This window comes from Streptomyces sp. MST-110588 (assembly GCF_022695595.1).
Classification (GTDB): domain Bacteria; phylum Actinomycetota; class Actinomycetes; order Streptomycetales; family Streptomycetaceae; genus Streptomyces.
Genome location: NZ_CP074380.1, coordinates 633,389 through 659,772, shown reverse-complemented (window position 1 = coordinate 659,772; position 26,384 = coordinate 633,389). Strand labels below are relative to the sequence as shown.

General features: G+C 73.7%; 16 protein-coding genes and 2 pseudogenes. 9 read left to right on the top strand and 9 right to left on the bottom strand.

The window, feature by feature from the left end:
- The first annotated feature begins 56 nt into the window (after positions 1–56).
- The 4 genes from pcp to KGS77_RS02905 all read left to right on the top strand — a co-directional run bounded on the left by pcp (position 57) and on the right by KGS77_RS02905 (position 8,269).
- A complete protein-coding gene (pcp, locus tag KGS77_RS02920) occupies positions 57–701 on the top strand; it encodes a pyroglutamyl-peptidase I (RefSeq protein WP_242578537.1) in 645 nt (214 codons plus the stop codon).
- Positions 702–757: 56 nt separating this feature from the next.
- Complete coding sequence (locus KGS77_RS02915) at positions 758–2,296, top strand: hypothetical protein (protein ID WP_242578536.1); 1,539 nt, start codon at positions 758–760, stop codon at positions 2,294–2,296.
- A 112-nt stretch (positions 2,297–2,408) separates the two neighbouring features.
- Complete coding sequence (locus KGS77_RS02910) at positions 2,409–3,350, top strand: hypothetical protein (RefSeq protein ID WP_242578535.1); 942 nt, start codon at positions 2,409–2,411, stop codon at positions 3,348–3,350.
- 152 nt (positions 3,351–3,502) lie between these two features.
- On the top strand, positions 3,503–8,269 hold the full coding sequence (locus KGS77_RS02905; RefSeq protein WP_242578534.1) for a hypothetical protein: 4,767 nt from the start codon (positions 3,503–3,505) through the stop codon (positions 8,267–8,269).
- Here KGS77_RS02905 and KGS77_RS02900 read toward each other — a convergent pair.
- The 5 genes and pseudogenes from KGS77_RS02900 to KGS77_RS02880 form a co-directional block, all read right to left on the bottom strand.
- Positions 8,262–9,431 (bottom strand): annotated as a pseudogene (locus KGS77_RS02900) (aromatic ring-hydroxylating dioxygenase subunit alpha); the annotation flags it as partial. The gene KGS77_RS02905 and the pseudogene KGS77_RS02900 sit on opposite strands and share 8 nt — an antisense overlap.
- Positions 9,431–10,666: an N-methyl-L-tryptophan oxidase gene (gene solA, locus KGS77_RS02895; protein WP_277994310.1), complete on the bottom strand. Its 1,236-nt coding sequence runs from the start codon at positions 10,664–10,666 to the stop codon at positions 9,431–9,433. The gene solA and the pseudogene KGS77_RS02900, both read right to left, overlap by 1 nt.
- A gap of 132 nt (positions 10,667–10,798) precedes the next feature.
- Positions 10,799–13,385: pseudogene (locus tag KGS77_RS02890) on the bottom strand (FAD-dependent oxidoreductase).
- A 290-nt stretch (positions 13,386–13,675) separates the two neighbouring features.
- On the bottom strand, positions 13,676–14,488 hold the full coding sequence (locus KGS77_RS02885) for an IclR family transcriptional regulator (protein WP_242578533.1): 813 nt from the start codon (positions 14,486–14,488) through the stop codon (positions 13,676–13,678).
- 141 nt (positions 14,489–14,629) lie between these two features.
- Positions 14,630–15,124 (bottom strand): hypothetical protein, encoded by a 495-nt coding sequence (locus KGS77_RS02880; RefSeq protein ID WP_242587261.1) that lies wholly within the window; start codon positions 15,122–15,124, stop codon positions 14,630–14,632.
- Positions 15,125–15,547: 423 nt separating this feature from the next.
- On the opposite strand from KGS77_RS02880, the gene KGS77_RS02875 reads away from it, so the two are divergent.
- The 5 genes from KGS77_RS02875 to KGS77_RS02855 all read left to right on the top strand — a co-directional run bounded on the left by KGS77_RS02875 (position 15,548) and on the right by KGS77_RS02855 (position 21,664).
- Entirely contained in the window at positions 15,548–18,694 is a 3,147-nt protein-coding gene (locus KGS77_RS02875) for a nitrate- and nitrite sensing domain-containing protein (RefSeq protein WP_242578532.1), read from the top strand.
- A complete protein-coding gene (locus KGS77_RS02870) occupies positions 18,691–19,131 on the top strand; it encodes a roadblock/LC7 domain-containing protein (RefSeq protein ID WP_242578531.1) in 441 nt (146 codons plus the stop codon). The genes KGS77_RS02875 and KGS77_RS02870 overlap by 4 nt, the downstream gene beginning before the upstream one ends.
- 13 nt (positions 19,132–19,144) lie before the next feature.
- Entirely contained in the window at positions 19,145–19,555 is a 411-nt protein-coding gene (locus KGS77_RS02865; protein WP_242578530.1) for a DUF742 domain-containing protein, read from the top strand.
- Between the two features lie 207 nt (positions 19,556–19,762).
- Entirely contained in the window at positions 19,763–20,836 is a 1,074-nt protein-coding gene (locus tag KGS77_RS02860; protein WP_242578529.1) for an ornithine cyclodeaminase family protein, read from the top strand.
- Between the two features lie 219 nt (positions 20,837–21,055).
- Entirely contained in the window at positions 21,056–21,664 is a 609-nt protein-coding gene (locus KGS77_RS02855; protein ID WP_242578528.1) for an ATP/GTP-binding protein, read from the top strand.
- A gap of 149 nt (positions 21,665–21,813) precedes the next feature.
- Here KGS77_RS02855 and glpK read toward each other — a convergent pair whose 3' ends face one another.
- From glpK to KGS77_RS02835, 4 genes are all read right to left on the bottom strand, one after another.
- Positions 21,814–23,391 carry a glycerol kinase GlpK gene (glpK, locus tag KGS77_RS02850; RefSeq protein WP_242578527.1) on the bottom strand — a complete coding sequence of 526 codons (1,578 nt, stop codon included), beginning with the start codon at positions 23,389–23,391 and terminating at the stop codon, positions 21,814–21,816.
- A gap of 131 nt (positions 23,392–23,522) precedes the next feature.
- The gene (locus KGS77_RS02845) at positions 23,523–24,290 is read right to left on the bottom strand and encodes an MIP/aquaporin family protein (RefSeq protein WP_242578526.1); all 768 of its coding nucleotides are present in this window, start codon (positions 24,288–24,290) and stop codon (positions 23,523–23,525) included.
- A gap of 381 nt (positions 24,291–24,671) precedes the next feature.
- Positions 24,672–25,889 carry a lipid-transfer protein gene (locus KGS77_RS02840; RefSeq protein ID WP_242578525.1) on the bottom strand — a complete coding sequence of 406 codons (1,218 nt, stop codon included), beginning with the start codon at positions 25,887–25,889 and terminating at the stop codon, positions 24,672–24,674.
- Positions 25,886–26,338 (bottom strand): zinc ribbon domain-containing protein, encoded by a 453-nt coding sequence (locus KGS77_RS02835; RefSeq protein WP_242587260.1) that lies wholly within the window; start codon positions 26,336–26,338, stop codon positions 25,886–25,888. The genes KGS77_RS02840 and KGS77_RS02835 overlap by 4 nt, the downstream gene beginning before the upstream one ends.
- Between the last annotated feature and the right edge of the window lie 46 nt (positions 26,339–26,384).

Genomic DNA, 26,384 nt, shown 5'->3' with positions numbered 1-26,384 from the left:
CACCCCCGTCCCCCTTACTGACCACCCTGTTCCTCCGACCTGTGGGATGACCAGCCATGACCCGGGTGCTGCTGACCGGATTCGAGCCCTTCGACGGCGAGCGCGTCAACCCCTCCTGGGCGGCGGTGCGCGAGGCCGCCACCCGGCCGCCGGCCGGTCTGGAGTTCACCACCGCCGAACTGCCCTGTGTGTACGGCGACGCCTCGGCGGCCCTGTTCCAGGCGGTCCGGGACAGCGACCCGGACCTCGTGCTGTGCGTCGGCCAGGCGGGCGGCCGGCCCGACCTGACCGTCGAGCGCGTCGCCGTCAACATCGACGACGCCCGCATCCCCGACGCCCGAGGCGCCCAGCCCATCGACGAGCCGATCGTGCCGCACGGGCCCGCCGCCTACTTCGCGGCCCTGCCCGTCAAGGCGTGCGTGATGGCCGTCCGTGCGGCCGGCCTGCCCGCCTCCGTCTCCAACACCGCCGGGACCTTCGTGTGCAACCACGTCTTCTACGGGCTGATGCACCTGATCGCCACCGAGCGGCCGGCCCTGCGCGGCGGCTTCGTCCACGTGCCGTACGCTCCCGAACAGGTCACCGACCGGTCCGCGCCCTCACTCCCGGTGAGCGCGGTCGCCGAGGGGCTGCGGGTGATCGCCGCCACCGCCGCGATCACGAAAGCCGACGTGAAAGCTGTGGGCGGCGCCACACACTGACCTGACGGCCCGTGCCGCTTCGTGCGATGTCAGTGCGAGCGCCTACTCTGTGCGACGTGACTTCTCCTGCCCCGGGGGCCGCTGCGCCCCAGCTCAACGGGCCGAACCGGCCCGCGCCGGGTCCGGCCGCCGACGAGGGCCTGGCCCGTCGGCTGCGTGCCCTGGCATGCACCGCGCCGCTGCACGACCTCGATGTGCGCAAGGCCAACCTCGCGGGCGAGTACGGGGTCTACGCGATGGCGGAGGTGGCGCTGGCCGCCATCGACCTCGTCACGCTCAACATGGACTTCGACACCGGCGCCGACCACGAACAGATAGTGGCCCGGCTGATCCCGCGCGTCGCCGCCCAGGCCCCGCAGCGGCCCGCCGCGGAACACGAGCGGGTCGCCCGCTGGGTCCTGGAGAACCTGATCAACGTCGGCAGCGTGGACCGGGGCTTCCGCGCCGTGTACGGCACCTTCGGCCCCGACGGCGCGTACGTCCGCCGCGACTACGACTTCAAGCTCATCGAAGAGGTCCCCGGGCCCGGCGGCAGCGTCTACCTGCGCACCACCGACGAGGCGGTCAACGTCCTGGTCGGCGCGCTGGACACGGACGTCACCAGTGCCCAGATCGCGGCCGAGGTCAAACTGGAGGTCCTCATCAGCCGCGGCCGGCTGGCGGACGCCCAGCTCGCCGCCGAGCAGGCCCGCTACCGTACGGTCCAGTACGCGGAGACGCTGCGCCGGACCCTGGAGGCCACCCGGCGCAACGTCCGCGCCGTGGACTGGCTGCACGCCGTCCCCGACATGATCGCCGAGGCCCTGGACCACGTCGCCGACCGGTACCGCCACGAGAACGCGATCCTCACCAACATCCGCAAGGCACGCGACGAGGCGGAGGCCGTCGACCACCGCACCGGTGAGCACAAGAGGCGCGCCGCCGAGCTGGTGGACATAGTCAAGGACTGCATCCGCCGGCACACCCAGCTCCAGTCCCGGCTGCTGGAGGCGGGCCCGCTCTTCCGCGCCGAACAGGACCGCCAGGCGTTCGCGCCCCCGGCCGGACAGGCGGGCCTGGACCTGTACGGCCAGCTCGTCGCCCCCCTGCTGCCGCTCCCCGTCGAGGAGGCGATCCGCGTCACCGACGCCTTCTTCGCCCGCGGTACGGGCCTGCGCACCCCCGCGTCCGTACGTATGGGGGACCTCGTCGACGTCCTGCTCACGCCGCCCATGGAGCGCGAGCACCTCGGCGCCGAGATGCCCGAGCCGGACCTGATCGCCACCCCGGACGACAGCCGGTTCAGCGAGGAGCAGCTCGCGGCGGCGATGGAGCTGCTGGACCTGCCCGCCGACGCGCCCCGCCGGCTCTCCGGGCTGCTGGCCGACGCCCGCCGCCAGGACCCCGAACTGCCGTACCTGGTGGCCCTGTTGGCGGTGCACGCCGCCAGCCCCGCGGTCGGCACCGCCTACCGCCAGGGCGAGCAGCAGCTCCTCTTCGCGGTCGACGACGGTACGGAACTGGCCGACCCGGAGTTCGGCGGCGCCGACCTCATCGTCGGCACGGCCCTGCTGGACGCGGCCGGCATGGCCGCCGACCGGTCGGAGGCGGCATGAGGAACAGCGACCGCCACGAGTACCGCGCACACCACCATCGTCCCGATGACCACACCCGCCCCGATGACCACACCTGCCCCAAGGACCGCGAGCGCCGCGAGGAGTACCAGCCGTGACCGAGTACGACGTCGATGACGCGGCGCAGCCGGACCTCACCTCCGGCGCGGCCGACACGGGTCGGCCCGCGTTCGCCGCAGAGCAGGACCCGGCCCCCGCGGCCGGCCCCGCGCCCCTGACCCCGGCCGACGCGGCGGACGCCGCGCGCCTGGTGTCCTTCGGACTCCAGCCCAAGCTGCTGCCCGCCCGGGACGTGGAGTACGGCGAGCTGCTGCGCCGCTACCGGGACGAACCGGCCTTCGCACGGCTCGCCGACGCGGTGGCCACCGGCCTCGGGCTGGTCGTCCTGGAGGTCTCCACCCGCGCCGGGATGGCGGTCACCGCCTCCGAGGACTCCGTCTTCGCGGTGCGTATGGGCGACTACGCCCGCCGTGCCTCCAGCGACTCCGCCGACCGCTTCCTGCACGGCCTGGCGCACCTGGCCGTGGCCGCGCTGGCCTTCCCGCGCCCCGAGGACCTCGCCGACGACGGCTACATCGGCCGGATCACCGTCAACGGGGTCGACGCGTTCGTACGGCAGGCGTGCCGGCGGCTGGAGGAGCGGGCCGCGGAGCAGGGCGAGAACACCGACCCCGCCACGGACGCGCCCGGACTGGAAGCCGCCTGGCGCATCTACGCGCGGCGCAGCGCGACCGGCGCCACCAAGGACGCCCGGCGGCTGGCCGGTTCGACCACAGGCATCATCGCCAAGGCCGTCGCCTTCCTCGTCGACTCCGGCTTCCTCCAGCGCACCGGCGACGACGCCGGCGGCGCGTACCGCACCACCGCCCGCTACCAGCTCCAGGTGCGGGACATGGCGGGCAGCGCCGCCATGGCCGAGCTGCTGGAGCTGGGCGTCGTTCCCGTCAGCGACGGCAGCGCGACGCTGCTGCCCGCCGAGGACAGCGACGACCTGGACCTGGTGTCCGACGCGGGACTGCCCTTCCACTCGCCCTGAGCCCCAAGGCTCCTGAGCCCCAAGGCTCCTGAGCCCCAAGGCTCCTGAGTCCCTGAGCTTTCCGGGCCCGTCCCCGGTCCCGGCGCCGCCCGGGAAACCGTCCGCTCCTCCACCCATCCGACCAACCCTCACGACAACGAGAGTCCGCCGCCATGTACGAGCTGTCCCGGGTCCGCCTCTACTCCATCGGGCCGGCCGGTGCGCGCTACGCCGACACCGTGCTGGACCTGCGCGGAGTCGGCGCGCCCGTGCCCGATCCGGCCCCGGCCCAGGCGGACTTCTTCGAGGAGGAACCGGTCGGCCCGCCGCGCCGACCCGCCCCGGCGGGCGTGCTGTTCCTGGAGAACGGCGGCGGCAAGTCCGTACTGCTCAAGCTGATCTTCTCCGTCATGCTGCCCGGCCACCGCAACACCCTGGGCGGTGCCAGCTCCGGCGTGCTGCGCAAGTTCCTGCTCGCCGAGGACTGCGGACACGTCGCCCTGGAGTGGCAGCACACCCTCACCGGCGAGACCGTCGTGGTCGGCAAGGTCAGCGAGTGGCGCGGCCGGCAGGTCTCCAACGACCCGCGGAAGTTCGCCGAGGCGTGGTACAGCTTCCGGCCCGGCCCCGGCATGAACCTGGACTCCCTCCCGGTCGCCGAGGCCACCGTCGTGCGCCCCCGGGGCGACCAGTCCGAGGGCTCCTCGGGAGCCCGGGGCCGGCGCCGTACGATGAAGGGCTTCCGCGACGCCCTGACCGAGGCCGGCAAGAACTACCCCAACCTGGACGTCGTCTGGGAAGAGATCCACGAGCGGTGGAACGAGCACCTCGGCGACCTGGGCCTGGATCCCGAACTCTTCCGCTACCAGCGGGAGATGAACGCCGACGAGGGCGAGGCGGCCGGCCTTTTCGCGGTCAAGAACGACTCCGACTTCACCGACCTGCTGCTGCGCGCCGTCACCGACACCCGGGACACCGACGGCCTGGCCGACCTCGTCCACGGCTTCGCCCACAAGCTGGGCCGGCGCGCCGAACTGACCGCCGAGCGCGACTTCACCGCCGGCTCCCTCGACCTCCTCTCCAAGATCGCCGACTCCGCGCAGCAGCGCGAACGCGCCCGTGAGGTGCACGCCGGAGCCGAGCGGCGCACCCGTACGCTCGCCCAGCGGCTGCACGCCCGCGGCACCGAAGAGCGGGGCCGCGCCGCCGAGCTGGCCGAACAGGTCGCCGGTGCCGCCCACGCCGTCACCGACGCCGAGCGCGAGCGCGAGCGCCGCTCGCTCGTCGCGGCCGAGATCGCCTACCGGCACGCCTCCCTGGCGCTGGCCGCCGCCGAGAAGGGCGCCGCCGCCCAGCGCCGCGAACTCAACGACGCCCGTACGCTGCACGCCGCCTGGCAGGCCGCCGAGATCGCGCTGCGGCACCGCGCCGCCGCCGACCGCGCCACCCGGGTCGCCGCCGCCATCCGCGAGGCCGAACGGGACGCGGCCCCCGCCCTGGCCGCCCGCGCCAAGGCCGCCACCGAACTGGTCCGCGCGCTGCACACGGCCGCGGAGACCGGCGAGCGGATCGCCAACGAGCAGGAGGAGCGCTCCGCGGCCCTCCAGGAGACGGGCGAATCCGCCCACCGGGACGCCACCGCCGCCGCCACCGCGGCCCAGCGCGCCCGTAGCGAGGCCGACCACCTCAAGCAGCGGCTGGCGGAGGTCGAGCAGGAGACCGCGGACGCCGTACGGGCCGGCTGGCTGGACGACTCCGCCCCCGACGCCGACCCGGCGCGCGCCGCGCTCGCCGCCGTGGACGCGGAGAAGACGGCCGTCCAGGACTGGGACGCGGCCCGCGAGACGGCCCGGGAAGCGGCCGACCGGGCCCGGGAGGCCGCCGCCCGCCACTCCGCCGCCGAACTGGCCGCGGCCCGCGCCGAGGACGCCGCGCAGGCCGCCGAGCGCGCACACGACGCCGAGCGGCGGGCCGCGGAGTCCATCGGCGCCGAGCAGCGCCTGGTCGAGCTGCTGGGCCTGCCCCAGCAGGGCACCGGCGCGCTCCCCGCCCCCCGTACGGCTGACGGGCCGGCCCGTGGCTCCCGGCCCGACGGCAGTGCGTCCCGCACCGGCCGTTCCCCGGCCCAGGGCCCGCTCACCGCCGAGGAACTGGACCGCAACGCCGACGCGCTGCGCGAGCTGCTGGACCAGAGCGTGGCCACCGCCGAACGGCAGCTCTTCGACCTGCGGACGGCCGCCGCGGACGACGCCCGCATCCTGGGCGCGCTGGGCGACGGCGGACTGCTGCCGCCCGGCCCCGACGTGCTGGCCGCCGTGGAGTACCTGGGCGAGCACGGCGTCCCCGCGCTGCCCGGCTGGCGCTACCTGGCCCAGTCCGTCGACCCCGCCGACCACGCCCGGGTGCTCGCTGCCCGCCCCGAACTGGTCGACGGCGTGATCATCACCGATCCCGACACCCACGCCCGGGCCCGCGAGGTGCTCGGCCAGGCCGCGCTGCTGCCCCGCTCGGCGGTCGCCGTCGGCACCGCCGCGGCCCTGCTCGCCCCCACCCCCGCCCCCGACGCCCAGGACAGCGGCGTCTTCCTCGTGCCGCCGAACCCGGCCATGCACGACGAGTCGGCGGCTGACGAGGAGCGCCGGGCGCTGCGGGCCCGCGCGACGGAGCGCGACGAGGAGATCCGGGCCCTGGCCGCCCGGCTCGCCGGGGACCGTGCGCTGGCCGCCCGGCTCTCCTCCTGGCGCACCGGCTGCCCGCCCGGCCGGCTCGCCGAACTGGCCGTCGCCGCCCAGGAGTCCCGTACGGCCGCGGACGCCGCCGCCGAAGAACTCGCCGAGGCCCGTACGGTCCGCGCCGAGACCGAGGAGCACGCGGCCGAGGCCGCCCGGGTACGCGATGAGCGGCAGGAGGCGGCGCAGCGCGCCCGCCGGGTCGCCGACGCCCTGGCCGGCCTGGCCCACCGGCTGCGCGAGCGCGCCGCCTGGCAGCTCAGGCTGCGCGAACTGGCCGACGAGGCAGCGGAGTTCGAGGCGCGCGCCGAAGAGTGCGTGGACCGCGCGCGGGCCGCCGACGAGGAGCGCCGGGCCGCCCAGAGGGCCGCCGACGACGCCCGCCGCACCGCCCATGCGCTGCGCGCCGAACGCGCCGAGATCGCCGGCGTGCCCGACGACGCCGGCGAGGACGGGTCCCAGGCTCCCACGGCCTCGCTGCCCGCGCTGCGCGAGGCATACCGCGCCGCCTCCCAGGTGTACGAGAAGGTGGGCGTCGGCGCCGACCTGCGCGCCGAACAGGCCCGCGCCGAGGGCGACGAGAGCGCCGCGCTGGCCGAGCTGAACCGGCTGACCAACAAGGTCCGCACCCGTGCCGAAGCGCTCCTGGAGAGCCCCGACGCCGCCGACGGCCCGTCCCGGCAGGCCGCCGCCGCCCGCGCCGAGTCGCTCGTACAGACACTGGAGACCCGCGCCTCGGCCGCCAGCGAGCAGCTCGGCCGGCTGCGTGGCGAGGCCGAGCGGCTGGCGCCGGCCGACGGCGAGGCACACACCGAACTGCCCGAGGAGATGATCCCCGCCGACGCGGACCGCGCCAAGGAACTGCTGCGCACCGCGACCGGCGAACTGGCCACCGCCACCGACGCCCTGGAGGCGGCCCGCGCCACCCACGGTGAGCTGCTGCGCGCCCACCGCGCCGCCGAGGACGCGGCCGGCGGCTTCGACGAGATCGCCGCCATGCTCCGTGACCTGCTGCGCGACCAGCCCGACGAGAAGGGGGCCAAGGGCGCGGACGGGGAACGGCCCGAGCCGTACACGGGGCGCCTGGAGGAGGCCCGGCAGGCCGCCGCCGAGTCCCGGCGCTCGCTGCGCGGCTGCGCGAGCGACCTCTCGGCGGCCGAGTCGGCCGTGCGCGAGGCCAGTGACGTACTGGTACGGCACGCCAACGCCACCCGCTACGAGCAGGTGCGCACCCCCGCCCGGCAGCAGATCCGCGAGCTGCCGGCCGCCGCCCTGCCCGACCACGCCGCCAAGTGGGCCGAGGCGTTCGCGCCCCGGCTGCGGGTGCTGACCGACGAACTGGAGCAGCTCGAACGCAACCGGGACAGCATCGTGGACCGGCTGCGCGGCCTGGTGGAGTCCTCACTGACCACGCTGCGCTCCGCCCAGCGGCTCTCCCGCCTCCCCGAAGGGCTGGGGGAGTGGTCGGGCCAGGAGTTCCTGCGCATCCGCTTCGAGGACCCCGACCAGGCCACGCTCACCGAGCGGCTCGGTGACGTCATCGACGAGGCGACCCGCTCGGCGGTGAAGAAGAACAGCGACCTGCGCCGGGACGGCATGTCCCTGCTGTTGCGCGGGGTCGCCGCGGCCCTCCAGCCGCGCGGGGTGGCCGTGGAGATCCTCAAGCCGGACGCGGTGCTGCGCGCCGAGCGGGTGCCGGTCGGGCAGATGGGCGACGTGTTCTCCGGCGGGCAGTTGCTGACCGCCGCCATCGCCCTGTACTGCACCATGGCGGCGCTGCGCAGCAACGACCGGGGCCGCGACAAGCAGCGGCACGCCGGCACGCTGTTCCTGGACAACCCCATCGGCCGCGCCAACGCCACGTACCTGCTGGAACTCCAGCGCGCCGTCGCCGACGCGCTGGGCGTCCAGCTCCTGTACACCACCGGTCTGTTCGACACCACCGCGCTCGCCGAGTTCCCGCTGGTCATCCGGCTGCGCAACGACGCCGACCTGCGGGCGGGCCTGAAGTACATCAGCGTCGAGGAGCACCTGCGGCCCGGACTGCCCCAGCGGGACCCGGAGTCCGAGCCGGTGCACGGCGAGATCACGGCGACGCGGATGTACCGCCGGCCGGAGGAGCCGGGGGGCCGTAGGGAGGGGCCGGGTCGTACGGGGGCGCCGGGCCGCCAGGAGGAGACGCTTCAGGCGGCATCGGCACCAGCCGAGTGACCCACCGGTGGAAGTCGCCGATGTGGTGCTCGCTGGGGACGAGCACCCCGCCGGCGCGGTAGGCCCGCGAGCCCATCGCGGGCTGGGTGCGCTCGCAGGCCCTGAAGTCCTGGGTGTTGACGCGGTGGAACAGCTCCACGGACGGCGACAGGTCGGCTCCCGAGGCGACGGCCTCGGGCGCGAACAGCCAGTCGCACTCGATCACCGTACGGTCCACGTCCACCGGGAACATCCGGTGCACGATGACATGGTCCGGCACGAGGTTGAGGAAGACCTGGGGGCGTACGGTGACGGCGTAGTAGCGGCGGTGCTGCTCCTTGGCGAGGCCCGCCAGCGGCGGGAAGCCGGCGCCGCCGTCCACGGTGAACCCCTGGGCCCGGTCGGCGAAGGCGGCCCCGTGCCCGACGTAGTACTGCGCGGCGAGGCCCTGGGCGAACTCCGGTAAGACATCCGTCAGTTCCGGGTGGATCGTCGCGCAGTGGTAGCACTCCATGAAGTTCTCGACGATCAGTTTCCAGTTGGCGCGTACGTCATAGGTGATGCGCCGGCCGAGCGCCAGATCGTGGATGCCGTAACGTTCCACCGCGTCCGCCCCGCCCAGCCGCCCGGCGACCGCCGCCGTCACCGTCTCCTCGAAGGACGGCGGCTCCTGCGCCAGACACACCCACGCGTACCCCAGCCACTCCCGCAGCCGCACCGGGACCAGCCCGCGCTCGGTACGGTCCACGTCCGGCATCCGCCGCAGGTTGGGCGCGGCGACCAGCCGCCCGTCCAGGCCGTAGGTCCAGGCGTGGTACGGGCACCGCAGCGTGCCGCGCACCTGCCCGGACGGCTCGATGCACAGCCGGGCGCCCCGGTGCCGGCACACGTTCAAGAAGGCGCCCAGGCCGCCCTCCCGGTTCCGTACGACCAGGACGCTCTCCCGGCCGGCCCACGCCGTACGGAACGCGCCGGGCCGCTCCAGATCGGCCGAACGCACCACGCACAGCCACAGCGACTCGAAGATGTGCTGCTGCTCCTGGAGGAAGACGGCGGGATCGGTGTAGCGGAAACCGGGGAGGGTGGACTTCAGGCTCGATGGGCCGGACGGACTCGACGGGCTTGTTGGGCCCGACGGGTTTGACGGACTCGACGGGTCTGACGGTGCGGTGGCGCGGTTCATCAGGCGCCTCCTGGGCTGGGTGGGACGGACACGGCAGACGGGTCGGAGGGGTCGGACGGGCCGGACGAGGCGGATGATGCGGCAGAGGCGGACGGGACGGTGAGCCGTTCCGGGGCGAACGGCGCGATCGGGTGCCCGGTGGTGCCGGTCAGCGCCAGGTCGGCCAGAATCTCGCCGACCACCGGTGCGAACTTGAAGCCGTGGCCGGAGAATCCGCAGGCGACGGTGACCGCGCCGGCGTGCCCGGGGTGCCGGGCGATGACGAAGTGCTGGTCCGGGGTGTTGGTGTACATACAGGTGACGGCCCGCAGGAACGTTCCGGGCGCGGTGGGCGACAGCCGGGCCGTCCGGGCGGCCATCGCCCGCACCTCGTCCTCGTGGACCGTCCGGTCGATGGTCTCCGGCGTACAGACCGCGCCCCCGCGGAAGAACGCCACCTTCACGCCGCGACCCGGGCCGTCGATGGCGGGGAAGCCGTACATCTGGACGCCCGCCGCATCCTCCCAGATATAGACGGGGTGCCGGTCCGGGGTGTACGGCCCGGTGCCGCCGACGGGCTCGAACCAGTAGGTGACCTGCCGCTCAACGGTGAACGGCACGCCCAGACCGGCCAGCAGCCGCGGCGCCCAGGCACCCGGACAGATCACCAGCCGGCCCGCGGTGTAGGAGCCCTGCGCGGTGTGGACGCGTACGCCCCGCCCGCCGGAAAGCGCCTCCCACCGCACGGCCGGTTCCCGGAAGCGGAGGTCGGCGCCGGCCCGGGCGGCGAGCCGGAGCTGCGCGGTGACGGTCTCCTCGGGCCGCACCAGCCCGGCACGGGCCTCGTACAGACCGATGTCCCCGGCGGCCGGGGTGAGTGTGGGAAACCGGCGGCGGATCTCGCGCGCGTCCAGGGTCTCGTGCGGCAGGTCCCACGTACGGGCGGAGCGCAGCGACCCGGCGACGGTACGGCTGCCGGGCGGACCGAGCATGAGCCCGCCGCACAGGGTCATCACCGTACGGCCGGAATCCCGCTCCAGCCGCTCGAACAGCTCGTAGGCGCGCAGCAGCAGCGGGACGTAGGCCGGGCCCTCGAAGTAGGACTGGCGGATGATGCGCGACCCGCCGTGGCTGGAGCCGTGGCCGTGCGCGGGCCCGAACTTCTCCAGGCCCAGTACGCGGGCCCCGCGTTCGGCGAGGTGCTGGGCGGCGGCACTGCCCATGCCGCCGAGGCCGAGCACGATCACGTCGTACACGCCATGAGCGGAGCCGCCACAAGAGAAGACGTCATGGGTGGAGACGTCATGAGCGGAGACGTCATGGGTGGAGACGTCATGGTTGGGGGACAAGGAGACCTCCCGAGCGTGCGCCGGTCACGGCGCGGGCCGTCAACGCCGGATCCGTTCCCTCCCCGGGTCGAAGAGCGGTTCGGGGACGACCGTCGCCGCGACCTTCTCGCCGAAGTACTCGATGTGCACCCCGGTGCCGGGCACGGCCGCCGCGGCCGGCAGCCACGCGTAGGCGACGGTCCGCCCGGCGGCACAGCCGTACGCCGCGCTGGTCACATACCCCGCGGGCGCGCCGTCCACGTACACCGGTTCCTTGCCCAGCACCACCGCCGCCGGGTCGTTCAGTGTCAGACAGGCCAGTGCGCGCCGTACGGATTCCGGCGTCACGCCCTCCAGCGCGGCCCGCCCCACGAAGTCGCCCTTGTCCCGCCGGACGGCCCGCCCGAGCCCCGCCTCGTACGGGTGGTGCTCGGTGGTCATGTCCTGGCCCCAGGCGCGGTAGCCCTTCTCCAGGCGGAGGCTGTCGAAGGCGGCGCGGCCGGCCGCGAGCACGCCGAGCGGCTGCCCGGCCTCCCACAGGAGGTCCCACAGCCGCAGCCCCATGTCGGCACCGGTGTACAGCTCCCAGCCCAGCTCACCGACGTAGGACACCCGCAGCGCCGTCACCGGCACCTCGCCGACGAAGGTCTCGCGGGCCGTGAAGTAGCCGAAGCCCTGATGGGAGAAGTCGGCCGGGGTCAGCGGCTGGACCAGGTCGCGGGCCAGCGGCCCCCATACGCCGATACAGCAGGTGCCGGGCGTGATGTCCGCTACCCGTACGCCCGCGGGGGCATGGCGGGCGAGCCGGTCGAGGTCCGCGGCGCTGTTGGCGCCGACCTGGAAGCGCTCGCCGCCGAGGCAGGGGTCCGCGGGGAGCCGGGCCACGGTCAGATCGCTGAGGATGCCGCCCGCCGGGTCCAGGAGCAGCGTGTACGTCACCGAGCCGGGCGGCTTGGCGAGCTGATTGGTCGTCATGTACTGGAGGTGGTCCAGCGCGCCCGGGCCGCTGACCTCCAGGCGCCGCAGCGGCGTCATGTCGTACAGCGCCACCCGCTCCCGCGTGGCGCGCGCCTCGGCCACGGCGATCGGTGACCAGTGCCGCGCGGACCAGGCGTCGCGCGCCGGGAGCGCGAGCCCGTGCGCGAGGGGCGCGTTGGCCTCGTACCAGTGCGGCCGTTCCCAGCCGCCGCCTTCGAGGAAGTGGGCGCCCAGCTCCCGCTGCCGCGCGTACCAGGGGCTCACCCGCAGCGGACGGGGCCGCCGTACCGGCTGGAGGGGGTGGACGATGTCGTACACCTCTTCGAACTGCTGCTTGCCGCGCTCCTGGATGTACGCGGGCGAGCACCGGCCGCCCTCGAAGCGGGAGGGGGCGCATTCGTGTACGGCGGTGGTGGGGTGACCGGCCGTCAGCCACTCGGCCAGGGCACGGGCCACACCGGCGGAGTGGGTCACCCATACGGCCTCGGCCAGCCACAGGCCGCGCAGCCCGGGGCACTCGCCCAGGAGCGGCAGGCCGTCCGGGGTGAAGGAGAAGACGCCGTTGAAGCCCTCTTCGAGACGGACATCGGCCAGCGCGGGCAGCAGCCAGACGCTGTCCCGGCGGCTCGGCGCGAAGTCCTGTGGGGTGAAGGGCAGCGCGGAGGGCATAGGGGGAGTGCCGTCGTGCGGGGCGGGGCCGCGGGGAGCGCGAAGGGGTCAACGGGCAGCGGGCGGTGGGCATATGAGCCGATGCCGATGCGGGTGGTACGGGGGCGGGCCGCCTCGTCCGTTCCGCCTCCGTCATACGCGTCGTCCCGGTGCTCACGGAAGTACAGGTCCCGGTCCTGGAAGCGCAGGATGGGCCACCGGGCGTCTGCCGGCCTCTCCCTGAGCGGCCTTTTCCTGAGCGGCCCGTCCTCGCGCGGACTGTCCTCGCGCGGACTGTCCTGCGGCTCCGGTACGGGCAGCCGCACCGGCGAGGTCTTCACGTACTGGTGCGCCAGCGGCAGCAGCGGTACGCAGACCCCGGCGAGCGCCCCGATCACCGGCCCCCAGAAGCCCGCCGCACACACCACCACGTCGGCGGCGAAACGCCCCCGGTCGGTGACCACGCCGGTGACCCGGCCGCCGGTGCGCTCGATCCCGGTGACGGTGTGCCGGTCCAGGAAGCGCGCACCGCGGGCCCTGGCGCGGGCCGCCTGGGCACGCGAGGCCGGCAGCGCGTGGGCCAGCCCGTCCCCCGGCGTGTGGAAGCCGCCCAGCACCTTCGAGGCGTCCAGCAGCGGCCACAGCTCGGCGCACCGCCGGGGGCCGACCAGTTCCCCTCGACGCCCCATGAGGCGGCGAGCCCTGCCTTGCGGTGCAGGTCGGCCCAGCGCTCCTCGGTGGTGGCCACCTCCAGGCCGCCGACCGCATCGAAGCAGGGCCGCCCGTCCTCGGTCAGCCGGGAGAACTTGCGGACGGTGTACGCGGCGAAGTCGGTCATCGCCTTGGAGGGGTTCGTCCGGAAGACCAGGCCGGGGGCGTGCGAGGTGGAACCCCCGGGAGCGTGCAGCGGGCCCTGCTCCAGGACGGTGACCTGGCGCCGGCCCCGTTCGGTCAGTTCATCGGCCAGTGAGCAGCCGACGATCCCGGCACCGATGATGACGATTCGGGCGTCGTACGGCATGACTCACTCCTTTACAGCGCCTGCGCGGGCAGGAGCGGACGCGGGGAGCTGCTACGGACGTACGGATGCCGGTGCGGTGGTGATCGGGGGCGGAGCGGGAGCGCGGGCCGGTGGCGGCTCGAAAGGCGTTCCCTGCGCCCGGGCCCCAGGTGTTGCCCATGACGCGTCGCGTTGCGTCATGGGGGACATGCTGAAAGCCCGTCAGGCATCCGTCAAGAGGACAAGAGGAGCGGACGCGGAACGGGCGCGGAACGCAAAGGGGAGAGCACGCGGCCGACGGTGACGGTGGATCAGGCGGCGTACCCCATACGGCGGGACAGCTCGGCGGCGGCCCGCGCCGAGCGCTCAAGGAGGCCGGGCAGCAACGAACGCTCCACACGGTAAGCGGGCCCGGAGACGCCGATCGCCCCGACGACGGCCCCGTCGTGGGCCCGTACCGCTGCCGCCACCGCGTTCAGCCCCACCTCCAGCTCCGCCACCGCGCAGGCCGTTCCCTCCCGTGCGGCAACCCTGAGCTGCCTGCGCAGCGCCGTGGCCGAGGTCAGGGTGTGCTCCGTGTAGCGGGTGAGCCGGCCCGAGAGCAGCCGCTCCCGGTGCTCGTGCGGCAGATGGGCGAGCAGCACCTTGCCGCTGGCCGTCGCGTGCAGGGGTGTGCGCCGGCCCAGCCAGTTGTACGCGGTGACCGCCGCCGCGCCCCGCGCCTGCATGATGTTGACCGCCGCGTCCCCGTCCAGGACCGCGATGTTGGCGGTCTCGCCGGTCTCCTCGGCGAGCGCGCGGCACACCGGCTGCCCCTCCTGCGAGATGTCCAGCCGGTTCGCGGCGGCGCCCGCCAGCCGCAGGACCCCTGTGCCCAGGCGGTACTTGCCGCGTTCACGCTCCTGGTCCACCAGGCCGCGGCTCTCCAGCACGCCCAGGATGCGAAAGGCCGTCGACTTGTGGACCCCCAGTTCCCCGGCGATCTCGGTCACCCCGGCCTCGCGCAGCCGGGCCAGCATCTCCAGTACGCTCACCGCCCGGTCCACGGACTGGACGGTGCCCCCGGCCCCCCGCCGCTCCCCGGCCGTACCGGATGTCTTCGTCACCTTCGTCAGGTTCGTCATGGCTGTGCGCGTCACCACCCCGTGGCCCCGCCGCGGCACGTCCGACAGCCGGAGCCTGTTGCGCATCGTGCTCCATGATGCGCAACCCAAAACCTCATGGCGCGGACCAGGTGCGCGACAGCCCCTTCCAGGCCCCGGTCCCTACGCGGCGGCGTGGTCGATCCGTGTGGCGCCCTCCCGCAGGCTCCGCGACTCCCGCCGGGCGCGCCGCCGCTCGCGCCGCCGGGCCCTGGCCGTGCTGCTCGGCTGTGAGTGGACGCCGTTGCGCTGCACCCACACCTGACGGGTCACCCAGACGTCCAGTACGGCCCAGGTCGCCACCACCGTGCTCGCGACCGTGCTGAGGACCGCCGGGAAGGCGAACCACGCCCCCGCCATCGTGCACAGGAAAGCCACCATGGCCTGAGTCAGTGTCAGGGCCACGATGATGACGGCCCGGACCGCGGCGGTGCGCACCGGGTCGGGCATCCGGCGCCGGGCCGCCGGTTCCTCCTGCCACAAAGGACGCCTGGTGGTGTCCATGAAAGCGTCACTCCCCCCGCACTCCGCCGCCCTGTCCCACTGCTCGGTGGCTGCCCGGATTTCACCGGGTGCATACCCGCATACACGCGTCGGCGTTCTGTCGTTCCCGTGCACCGGTCGTACGCGGTTCGTGCGCCGTCGTGCCCGTACGTCACCGTGCCCGTACGTGGTCCGAACGTCACCGTGCCCGCGTCGGCCGTACGCCGCCCGCGCACCGCCCGTCCGCCGTCCCGTGGTCGTGTCCGCCACTCATCCATGGTCACGAACGGGACCGCCACAGGGTTCCCGCAAGCGCGTTCTTTTTGGCCATGTGCTCCGGTGCACCGTCGCGCGGCCGGGGAATGTGAGAGGCCACACGTGCGGGCGGGTTGTCCGGGAATCAGCGGACAACTGGTGACGATACGCCCCCGAAACTCCCCTGACCAGCAGTTGCGAGGTTCGAGCGGGTCTTCGGGATAATCACTCGACAGTAGTAGGCTCGCGCCGTTTGTTGACGGAACACCACCCCCGTGCGCCGGGGTCGACGTAGGGGAGGCCATGCGCTTTCGAGGGAAGTCCATCCGTCGGAAGATCGTGGCGCTGTTGCTGGTGCCGCTGGTGTCCCTCACCGGCATGTGGGCCTTCGCCACCTATCTCACCGGGCGTGAGGCCGACCAGTTGCTGGACGTCGGCAACGTCGTACGCAACCTCGCCTACCCGACCGAGGGCGCGGTGCAGGCCCTCCAGGGAGAGCGCCGGCAGAGCCTGCTGTACCTCGCGGACCGCCGCGGCGCCGACGCGCTGACCGTCCTGCGGCAGCGGACCCGGGAGACCGACGCGGCCGTCACCAGGCTGCGCGCCAACGCCACCGACCCGGACGTACGCGAGGACCTGGACGGCCAGACCGCCGAGAAGATGGACGCCGTACTGAACGGCTTCGCCCAGTTGGCCTCGCTGCGCTCCCAGGTCGAGCACAACACCATCACCCGTGAGGCGGCCTTCGAGGCGTACGACGCCCTGGTCGACCCGAACTACGACTTCCTCGCGGCGCTGCACGCGCTGGAGAACGTCGAGATGGACAAGCAGGCGCGCGGCCTGGTCCAGGTGACCCGCGCCCGCGAGGCACTCTCCCGCGAGGAGGCGCTGTTCTCCGCGGTGCTCGCCTCCGGCAGCATGAGCCGGAGCGACCTGCGGGCCTTCTCCGACCGTGTCGCCGAGCGCAAGGTCCTCTACGACACCGGCCTGTCGGTGCTGCCCGACCAGGAACGGGCGATCTACGACAATTTCTGGGGCTCAGCCAAGGCACGCGAACTGATCTCCTACGAGGACCAGGTGATCGCCACGGGCGCCGCCGGGGCGCCCCACGCGGTCAACGCCGAGCGCTGGCACGCCGCCTCCGGCGCGGTCCTGGACGACCTGATGCGCATGGGCACCGAAGCCGCCGACCGCTACCAGGAGCGGGTCGAGCCGGTCGCGCTGTCCGTCCTGGTCAAGGCGGGCATCGCGGGTGTCCTGGGCTTCCTGGCCCTGCTGATCTCGGTCGTCGTCTCCCTGCGGATCGGCCGCCGGCACGTACGGGACCTGACGCGGCTGCGCAAGGACGCCCACGAGGTCTCCGGCGTCCGCCTGCCCAGCGTCATGCGCCGGCTGGCCGCCGGTGAGCAGGTCGACGTGGAGACCGAGGCGCCGCGCCTGGAGTTCGGCCCGGACGAGATGGGGCAGGTCGGACAGGCACTGAACACCCTCCAGCGAGCCGCCGTCGAGGCCGCCGTCAAGCAGGCCGACATGCGCCGCGGGATCTCCGAGGTCTTCGTCAACCTCGCCCGCCGCAGCCAGGTCCTGCTGCACCGTCAGCTCACGCTGCTGGACGCCATGGAGCGGCGGACCGAGGACACCGACGAACTCGCCGACCTCTTCCGCCTGGACCACCTCACCACCCGTATGCGCCGGCACGCCGAGGGCCTGGTCATCCTCTCCGGCGCCGCCCCCTCCCGGCAGTGGCGCAAGCCCATCCAGCTCATGGACGTCGTACGGGCCGCGGTCGCGGAGGTGGAGGACTACGAGCGCATCGAGGTGCGACGGCTGCCCCGGCTGGCTGTCGAGGGGCCCGCCGTCTCCGACCTCACCCACCTGATCGCCGAGCTCCTGGAGAACGCCACCGTCTTCTCCCCGCCGCACACCGCCGTGCAGGTGCACGGCGAACGGGTCGCCAACGGCTTCTCCCTGGAGATCCACGACCGCGGACTGGGCATGGCGGCCGACGCCCTCCTGGACGCCAACCTCCGGCTCGCCGAGACACCCGAGTTCGAACTGTCCGACACCGACCGGCTCGGACTGTTCGTGGTCAGCCGGCTCGCCCGGCGCCAGGGCGTACGGGTCTCCCTCCAGCCCTCCCCGTACGGCGGCACCACCGCCGTCGTCTTCATCCCCGGCGCGATCCTCACCGAGCCCGCCGACGGCGGCGGACACACGGACCGTGAGCACGCGGCGGTGGGCCTCGACAAGCGCCAGGGCGCGTCGGACGCGGCGCCGGCGGGCGGCAGGATGGCCGCGCTGGCCCAGGTTCCCGTGCCGCTGCCGGAGCGCGAGACGCTGCCGCCGGCCGTCATCGACGGGCCCGTCGAACTCGAAGCGCCGCTCGGGCCGCAGGAGCGGTCCGGACGCGACGTACGGTACGGCGCGGGCGGCCGGGAGGAGGACACCTTCTTCCGCGGCCGGCGGGCGCGCGAGCGCGGCGGCGACCGGACGGACCGGGTACGGGAACTGGACCGGGAGCGGGAGCGGGACCGGAGCAAGGGACGCCGGAGTGGTTCGGCCTCCGTGTCGCCCCTGACGCCCCTGCCGGACGTACCGGATGTACCGGACGTGCCGGACGCACCGAACAGGCCGGACACTTCCCACGCACCGGCCCGCGAACAGCATCAGCAGACGCGCGACCAGGCGCCGGGCGGCACGCCCCGGCCGCTGCCGCGCCGCCGGCGCCCCGCGGTCCTGGTCTCCGACCACGGCCGCCCGGTGAACGCCCCCGAGGGGCAGGGTGCACCGGGAACGCGGGGGACCGGGGAACCGTCCGGCGCACCGGAAGCGTCCCGCCGTACGGACGACGCCGGTATCGCGTCCGCTGCCGATGCCGCCGAGGACCAGAACGTTCCGCAGGCCCGGGCCCTCCGGAGCACGCGGACCGACCGGGCCGACGCGACCAGCCGGAACGACGAGAAGACCCAGAACGACCAGAGCAACCAGAACCAGAACAGCCGGAACCAGAGCAACCAGAACCAGAACAGCCGGAACAACCCCCAGGGCCCGCACGGCCCGCGGCCGGACACCGCGCCGCGCGACAGACCCGCCACAACGGCAGGAGGGCTGCCCCGCCGCGTACGGCAGGCCAGCCTCGCCCCCCAGCTCAAGGCCACGCCCGCCGAGCGGGCAGCCGCCGCGCAGGCGCAGCACAGCGGCCCCGCGGCCGACCGTGACGCCGAGGCCGTACGTGACCGCATGGCCGCGCTCCAGCGCGGCTGGCAGCGCGGACGCCAGGAGAACGACGAGCGCGCCGATACGTATGACGGCGAGCGCGCCGGCACGTATGACGGCGAGCGCGCCGACACGTACGGCGACCCGTACGGCCCGGCGCACGACCGGACCGCCGGGCCGGACGGCGGGGGCAGCACAGCACCAGGAACCACATCGGGAGGGGACGGTCGATGACCGCACCGAAGGCAGCAGCGGCCAGTGCCGAGTCGAAGGGATCGGGAGAGCTCGACTGGCTCCTGGACGAGCTGGTCGACAGGGTGGGCAGCATCCGCAAGGCGCTCGTCCTCTCCAGCGACGGCCTGCCCAGAGGCACGTCCAAGGACCTCACGCGCGAGGACGGGGAGCACCTCGCGGCCGTCGCCTCCGGCTTCCACAGCCTGGCCAAGGGCGTGGGCCGGCACTTCGACGCGGGCCGGGTCCGGCAGACCATGGTCGAGCTGGAGGACGCCTTCTTGTTCGTCAGCGCGGCGGGCGACGGGAGCTGCCTGGCCGTCCTGGCCGACGCCGAGTCGGACGTCGGGCTCATCGCCTATGAGATGACGCTTCTCGTCAAGCGCGTGGGTGTGCACCTGGGCACCACGCCCCGGACCGGGCTGCCCACCGGGGGATGACGACGGTGACGCCATGAGCCAGGACGGTCCGGCCGTCTCCGGGCACCGGACGGCCAGTTGGTACGACGACGAGGCGGGCCCGGTCGTCCGTCCGTACGCGATGACGCGTGGCCGCACCCGCAGCGCGGCCGAAACACCGCTGGACCTGATCGCGCTGGTGGTCTCCGAGACCCGCCGGGACGATCCCGTCCACGACCCGACGCTGTCACCGGAACATCTGGACATCATCCGGATGTGCCGCGACGAACCGCTTTCGGTGGCGGAGCTGGCGGCCGGGCTCGACCTGCCGGTCGGAGTGGTACGGGTCCTCATAGGGGACCTGCTGGACGCGGAACTGGTCCACGTCAGCAGGCCCGTACCGCCGGCGGAACTGCCCGACGAGCAGGTCCTGCGTGAGGTGATCGACGGTCTGCGCGCGCTGTGAGGCGGGGCCGGGGCCGCGGCCGTGAGCCGTGCCCCCGGCCCGGCAGCACACCGCCGCACGACCGCCGCACACCACCGCCGTGTGCGCCCCTCCCGGCCTCGGGACCCGGCCACGGCCCGGCCCGTGTTCCCGCGCGCCGCGCCCGCCCCCTGCCCCCGGCGGCCCCCCGGGGGCTACGGTCGGACCGCCATGGTGGCGCCATGCCGCATGACCGCCGACCAGCACCCGGGAACCGCCATGCCCAACCTGCCCAAGAGGACACGAGGGACACCACGAGGCGCCGTCCAGGAGTTGTCCGCCGCCGACGGGACGCTGCACGTCCTGTCCGCCGGTGACCTGGCGGACATCGACATCACCCCCGCCGACGTGCTCAGCGCGATCGAGTGCGCGTACCGCACCCTGGCCGCGGGCCGCTCGGACAACCCGCGCAGACTGACCGTCAGGCCCCGGGACGGGCACTCCGTCTCCTCCGCCATGCTCGGGCGCGACGGTTTCCACCAGGTCGTGGCCGTCAGGACGACCTACAAGCACGGCCTGGACGGCCCCCGCGCCCAGCAGCGGGCCTACACGGCCCTCACCCTCTACGACGACGCCACCGGCCGGCCCATGGTGATGATGGACTGCGCACGCATCGGCGCGCTGCGCACCCCGGCCGTCACCGCCCTGCTGGCCCGTGAGTGCGCCCGGCCCGGCGCCCGCAGCGCGCTGCTGATCGGCACCGGCACCCAGGGCCGCGGCACCCTGCCGTTCCTGCTGACGACCCTGCCGGACCTGGACCGGCTGATGCTGTACGGGACCCATCCCGCGGGCATCGCGGCCGTACGGGAGGCGCTGCGCGCCCGTGCGCCCGACCGCGACCTGGAGGTCGTCGGCGATCTGCGGGCCGCCGCCGGACAGGCCGATGTCGTCGTGGCCGCCGCGGGTGCCCGTAGCCGCGCCGCGGTCGAGGGCGAGTGGCTGCGGCCCGGCACCCTGTCCGTCCTGGTCGGTCACGGGCTGGCGCCCTCCGCGCTGCACCGCGCCGACCGTGTGGTGGCCACCAGCGAGACACAGATGAGGGCCACCGCCACCGACCTGGCCGACGCCGAGGGCCGTCTGCCCGCCGTCGACACGGAGTTCCCGCCGGTCCTGGCGGGCATCACCGTGGGCCGCCACTCGCCCGAGGAACGCGTCTTCGCCTACAACAGCAGCCTGGTGGTCGCGGACATCCCGCTGGGGCTGCGCTTCGCCCGGCTCGCCGTCGCCCGGGGACTGGGGACGCGGGTACCCCTGTGGCGGTAGCGCCGGCGGCCGGCCCGTGGCCCCGGCCCCCTTCCCCGGCTCCGGCCCGACCAGGCACCGGCCTTGGCCATGGCCAGGAATGTCACCCGTGGTGAGGCCGGCGCCGCTCACGTTGTACCGTTCCTTTGCTTGAAGCCGACCGTTTGCTGAACCATGCTGAACACCAGGGACCAAGGATGCGTGTGATCCGTACGAGCGGCGGAACAGGAGAGGAGCCCCATGGCCTTCGGGCGCTCTGAACGCCGCCGGGCGCGAGCCGTCGATCCCCTCTCGCTCAAGATCCTGGTGGCGGGCGGTTTCGGCGTCGGCAAGACGACCCTGGTGGGCGCGGTCAGCGAGATCAAGCCGCTGCGCACCGAGGAGTACCTGACCGAGGCGGGCCGGCCGGTGGACCACCTCGACGGTGTCGAGGGCAAGCGGACCACCACCGTCGCCATGGACTTCGGCCGCATCACCATTCGCGAGGACCTGGTGCTCTACCTCTTCGGCACACCGGGCCAGGAGCGCTTCTGGTTCCTGTGGGACGAGCTGGCGCTCGGCGCGCTGGGCGCCGTCGTCCTCGCCGACACCCGGCGCCTGGAGGACTGCTTCGCCGCCGTCGACTACTTCGAACGGCGCGGCATCCCCTTCATGGTCGCCGTCAACTGTTTCGACGGCGCGGACCGCTACCCCGCGGAAACGATTCAGGAGGCCCTGGACCTCGACCCCGACGTACCGGTGATGCTCTGCGACGCACGGAAGAAGGACTCCGTCCGGGACGTCCTGATCGCCGTCGTGGAACACGCGATGCGCATCGGTGCCCGGCGGCGCGAGCCCGCGATCTCCTGACGGCGCGCGCAGACACAGAAGTACGGAACTACGGAAGCACGGAAGTGCGGATACACGAGAGTACGGCCCGTACCTCACCGTCCGAGGTACGGGCCGCACGCCTGGGACACCGTCAGGAACCGGCCGTACGCGTCTACGCGCCTGTGCGCCTACGCCCCGCCGCCGCTCCCGCTCCCCTCGGCTCCCTCAGCCCGCTCGCCCGCGCCGCCCCGCGCCGCCTCCTCGTGCCACCCGAAGCTCCGCTCCACCGCCTTGCGCCAGTTCGCGTACTCGCGTTCGCGCGTCGGCCCGTCCATGTGCGGCGTCCACTCCGTGTCGCGCTTCCAGTGGGCGCGCAGCTCGTCCAGGTTCTCCCACACGCCGGTGGCCAGCCCCGCCGCGTACGCCGCTCCCAGGCAGGTCGTCTCCGAGACCACCGGGCGGATCACCGGCACCCCCAGGACGTCCGCCTGGTGCTGCATCAGCAGGTTGTTGACGGTCATGCCGCCGTCGACCTTCAGCGAGGTGATCCGCACGCCCGAGTCCTGGTACATGGCGTCCACGACCTCGCGGGTCTGCCAGCTCGTCGCCTCCAGCACGGCACGCGCCAGGTGCGCCTTGGTGACGTAGCCCGTCAGGCCGGCGATCACCCCGCGCGCATCCGAGCGCCAGTACGGGGCGAACAGGCCGGAGAACGCGGGAACGATGTACGCCCCGCCGTTGTCCTGGACGCTCGCCGCCAGCGTCTCGATCTCGTCCGCGGAGCCGATGATGCCGAGCTGGTCGCGGAACCACTGGACCAGCGCCCCCGTGATCGCGATGGAGCCCTCCAGACAGTAGACCGGCGCCTCGCCGGCGAGCTGGTAGCCCATCGTCGTCAGCAGCCCGCTCTTGGAGGGAACCGGCCGGTTCCCGGTGTTGAGCAGCAGGAACGAGCCGGTGCCGTAGGTGTTCTTGGCCTCGCCCACGCCGTAGCAGGTCTGCCCGAACACGGCCGCCTGCTGGTCGCCCAGCGCGGAGGCCACCGGAACGCCGCGTAACTGCCCCACCGCCGTCCCGTACACCTCGGCCGATGACCTGATCTCGGGCAGCACGGACTCGGGCACGTTCATCGCCGACAGGATCGAGGCGTCCCACTGGAGGGTCGTCAGATTCATCAGCATCGTGCGTCCGGCGTTGGTCACATCGGTGACGTGCGCCCCGCCGTCCGTCCCGCCCGTCAGGTTCCAGATCAGCCACGAGTCGATGGTGCCGAAGGCGATCTCGCCGTGCTCCGCGCGGGCCCGCAGCCCGGGCACGTTGTCCAGCAGCCAGGCCACCTTGGGCCCGGAGAAGTAGCTGGCCAGCGGCAGCCCGGTGGCGTCCCGGAAGCGGTCCTGACCGTCCTCGCCGCCCAGTTCGCCGCACAACTGGGACGTACGGGTGTCCTGCCAGACGATCGCGTTGTGCACCGGCTTGCCGGTGGCCCGGTCCCACAGGACCGTCGTCTCGCGCTGGTTGGTGATGCCCACCGCGCCGAGCTGGTCGGCGCGCAGCCCCGCCTTGGCGAGCGCGCCCGCCACCACGGCCTGGACCTTGGACCAGATCTCGGTGGCGTCGTGCTCCACCCAGCCCGGCTTGGGGAAGATCTGCCGGTGTTCGCGCTGGTCGACGGCGACCACGGCGCCGTCGTGGTTGAAGATGATGCAGCGGCTGGAGGTCGTCCCCTGGTCGATGGCGGCGACGTACTTCTCGGTGCTGTCCGTCATGACGTGCCTCTCCTGACTTCCTGGCTCGGCGTTTCCTGGCTCGGCGTTTCCTGGGAGGACCGGAGTTTCCTTGCAGGACCGCGGGCGGGCGGGGCGCGCCGGACAACCGTGCGCTGGAGGACCGTGCCGCGCTAGAAGACCGCGTTGTGCACCAGGCCGGCCAGCGCCGCCCCGATCAGCGGGCCGGCCACCGGGATCCAGGAGTACGCCCAGTCCGAGGAGCCCTTGTTGGGGATGGGCAGCAGGGCATGGGTGATACGCGGTCCCAGGTCACGGGCCGGGTTGATGGCATAGCCGGTCGGCCCGCCGAGCGAGAGACCGATGCCGACGACCAGCAGGGCGACGAGCAGCACATTGATGCCCGACCCGTACACCCCGGCCCGTTCCCCGGGCACCTGTCCGATGCCGATGCCCGTGTTGTGCCCGAAGAACAGCAGGGGCAGGACCAGTCCCATGGTGGCGATGATCTCGGTGAGGAGGTTGGCCGGCGCGTTGCGGACCTCCGGGATGGTCGAGAAGATGCCCAGCGTCGGCTGGGCCTTGTCCCGCTCGGCGTTGGCGGCGAACTGCGCGTAGTACAGCGCCCAGGCCAGTACGGCACCCAGCAGCGCCCCGACCATCTGCGCCCCGATGTAGAGCGGGACCTTGGACCAGGGGGTGCCGTGCGCGACCGCCGAGCCCAGCGTCACGGCGGGGTTGAGGTGCCCGCCGGACAGGGGAGCGGCGGTGTACGCCCCGGCGAGCACGCCCAGGCCCCAGCCGAAGGCGACCACGACCCAGCCCGCGGCCCTCGCCTTGGAATGGTGCAGGGTGACGGCGGCGCACACACCGGCACCGAAGAGAATCAGCAGCGCGGTACCGATGACCTCGCCGATGAAGATGTCCCCGTTGGCATACATGGCGGCTCCTTGGCCCTCACCCGGGGGCGGACCCCCGGTCCTCCGTGCCGGGTGCGGGCTCCCCGTCCACCGCCTACCCGCTTCCCGTTGTCCGCGTCCCGCCCGGCGGCCGGTGTCTTCCCCGCCGGGCGCGCCGGCGCGTCGAGACCGCCATGGGGAGCCGGGCAGCGTGGAGCGGCTGCCCTGCGGCCGGGGTGCCGGTGTGCGGCGATGCCGACTGACACCCGGCAGTGTTCACCGGTGCTGATGGGCCGTCAAGGTCGGCCGTCGGGAGGCTTGTTGAGTGCTGTACGGCATTCCTGCGCGCCGGTGACGCGAGCCCCCCGGGTGCGCCCCGGCCCCACCGGGCGCATGCGTACGGAGCGCGTGGCAACGGCGCCGTCAGCGGACCGCGACGACCGCGGAACCGTGCCCGAACAGCCCCTGGTTGACCGCGATGCCCACCCGCGCGCCGGGGACCTGGCGCGCCCCCGCCCGCCCCCGGAGCTGCCGGGTCAGCTCACAGACCTGCGCGATGGCCTGGGCCGGTACCGCCTCGCCGAAGGAGGCCAGCCCGCCGCTGGCGTTCACCGGCAGCCGCCCGCCGAGCGCCGTGACCCCGTCCCGCAGCAGGCCGGCGCCCTCGCCCGGCCCGCACAGCCCCAGGTCCTCGTACCACTGGAGCTCCAGCGCGGTGGACAGGTCGTAGACCTCCGCCAGGGACAGATCACCGGGGCCGGCACCGGCTTCCTCATAGGCGGCGAGGGCGATCGAGGCCCGGAACCCCGCCCCGGCCTCCGGCCCCGGCAGGGCGGCGGAATCGGTGGCGATGTCGGGCAGGTCCAGATCCGTACGCGGGTAGCGGGGCGTGGCCGTGGAGACGGCCCGTATACGGACCGGGTCCCGTACGCCGTGCCGCCGCGCGAAGTCCACGCCGGACAGGACGAGAGCGGCGGCACCGTCGGAGGTGGCGCAGATGTCCAGCAGCCGCAGCGGGTCGGCGACCACCGGCGAGGCGGCGACCTGATCGGCCGTCACCGGCTCGCGGTAGCGCGCGTACGGGTTGGCCGCGCCCGCCGCCGCGTTCTTCACCTTCACCCGCGCGAAGTCCGCCGCAGTGTCCCCGTACAGGGCCATCCGCCGCCGCGCGTACAGCCCGAAATAGGCCGGATTGGTGGCACCGAGCACCCGGAAGCGCAGCCAGTCCGGGTCATCGGGCCGTTCGCCGTCCGCCGGGGCGAAGAACCCCTTGGGTGCCGCTTCGGCCCCCACCACCAGTACGGTGTCGGCCATCCCGGACAGGATCTGCGCCCGCGCCGTGCCGATCGCCTGCGATCCGGACGCGCAGGCCGCGTACACGCTGCTCACCCGCGCGCCCTGCCAGCCCAGGGCGCGTGCGAAGGCCGCGCCCGCCACATGGCCGGGGTAGCCGCCGCGTACCGTCCCCGCGCCGACGACGGAACCGATCGCCGCCCACTCCAGGCCGGCGTCCGCCAGTGCCGCGCGCGCCGCCTTCGTCCCGTACTCCACGAAGTCACGGCCCCACTTGCCCCAGGGGTGCATCCCGGCGCCGAGCACCGCGATGTCCCTGTCCCCGCCGGCGGAGGCGCCCCGCGTCATGGCCGTTCCGCCACGGGCCGCCAGTGCCACGTGGTCCACGTGACGTCCGCGTCCGCGTCCTCGTTCAGCACCCCCGGCACCAGTTCGACCTCCGTACCCACCGTCAGGTCCGCCGGAGTGACGCCCGGCGCGGCCTGCCCCAGCACCACCATCCGCTCGGCCGCCAGCTCCACGGCGACCAGTGTGTACGGCTCCCAGGGCACGTCCGGGTCGCTCACATAGGGCGGTGGCGGACGGTAGCGGCTGTCGGTGTAGGACCAGACGGTGCCGCGGCGGGACAGCGGGATCTCCTCCAGCTCGCTTCCGCCGCAGGCCGGATTGCGGCAGAAGCGGTCCTCGCGGGGGAAGAAGACCGAGCAGCAGGCCCGGCACCTGGTCCCCAGCAGCCGGAAGTCCGCGCCGTCCTGACCGAACCAGCCCGGAACCACGGGCTTGCGGGCACGTGCCACCACCCAGACCTCCCAGGACTCGCCGCACAGATGTCGCCGAACGGCA

Coding starts and splice junctions, on each gene's coding strand:
- pcp (WP_242578537.1), top strand. CDS start 57: ATGACCCGGGTGCTGCTGACCGGATTCGAGCCCTTCGACGGCGAGCGC.
- KGS77_RS02905 (WP_242578534.1), top strand. CDS start 3,503: ATGTACGAGCTGTCCCGGGTCCGCCTCTACTCCATCGGGCCGGCCGGT.
- KGS77_RS02885 (WP_242578533.1), bottom strand. CDS start 14,488: ATGACGAACCTGACGAAGGTGACGAAGACATCCGGTACGGCCGGGGAG.
- KGS77_RS02875 (WP_242578532.1), top strand. CDS start 15,548: ATGCGCTTTCGAGGGAAGTCCATCCGTCGGAAGATCGTGGCGCTGTTG.
- KGS77_RS02870 (WP_242578531.1), top strand. CDS start 18,691: ATGACCGCACCGAAGGCAGCAGCGGCCAGTGCCGAGTCGAAGGGATCG.
- KGS77_RS02865 (WP_242578530.1), top strand. CDS start 19,145: ATGAGCCAGGACGGTCCGGCCGTCTCCGGGCACCGGACGGCCAGTTGG.
- KGS77_RS02860 (WP_242578529.1), top strand. CDS start 19,763: ATGACCGCCGACCAGCACCCGGGAACCGCCATGCCCAACCTGCCCAAG.
- KGS77_RS02855 (WP_242578528.1), top strand. CDS start 21,056: ATGGCCTTCGGGCGCTCTGAACGCCGCCGGGCGCGAGCCGTCGATCCC.
- glpK (WP_242578527.1), bottom strand. CDS start 23,391: ATGACGGACAGCACCGAGAAGTACGTCGCCGCCATCGACCAGGGGACG.
- KGS77_RS02845 (WP_242578526.1), bottom strand. CDS start 24,290: ATGTATGCCAACGGGGACATCTTCATCGGCGAGGTCATCGGTACCGCG.
- KGS77_RS02840 (WP_242578525.1), bottom strand. CDS start 25,889: ATGACGCGGGGCGCCTCCGCCGGCGGGGACAGGGACATCGCGGTGCTC.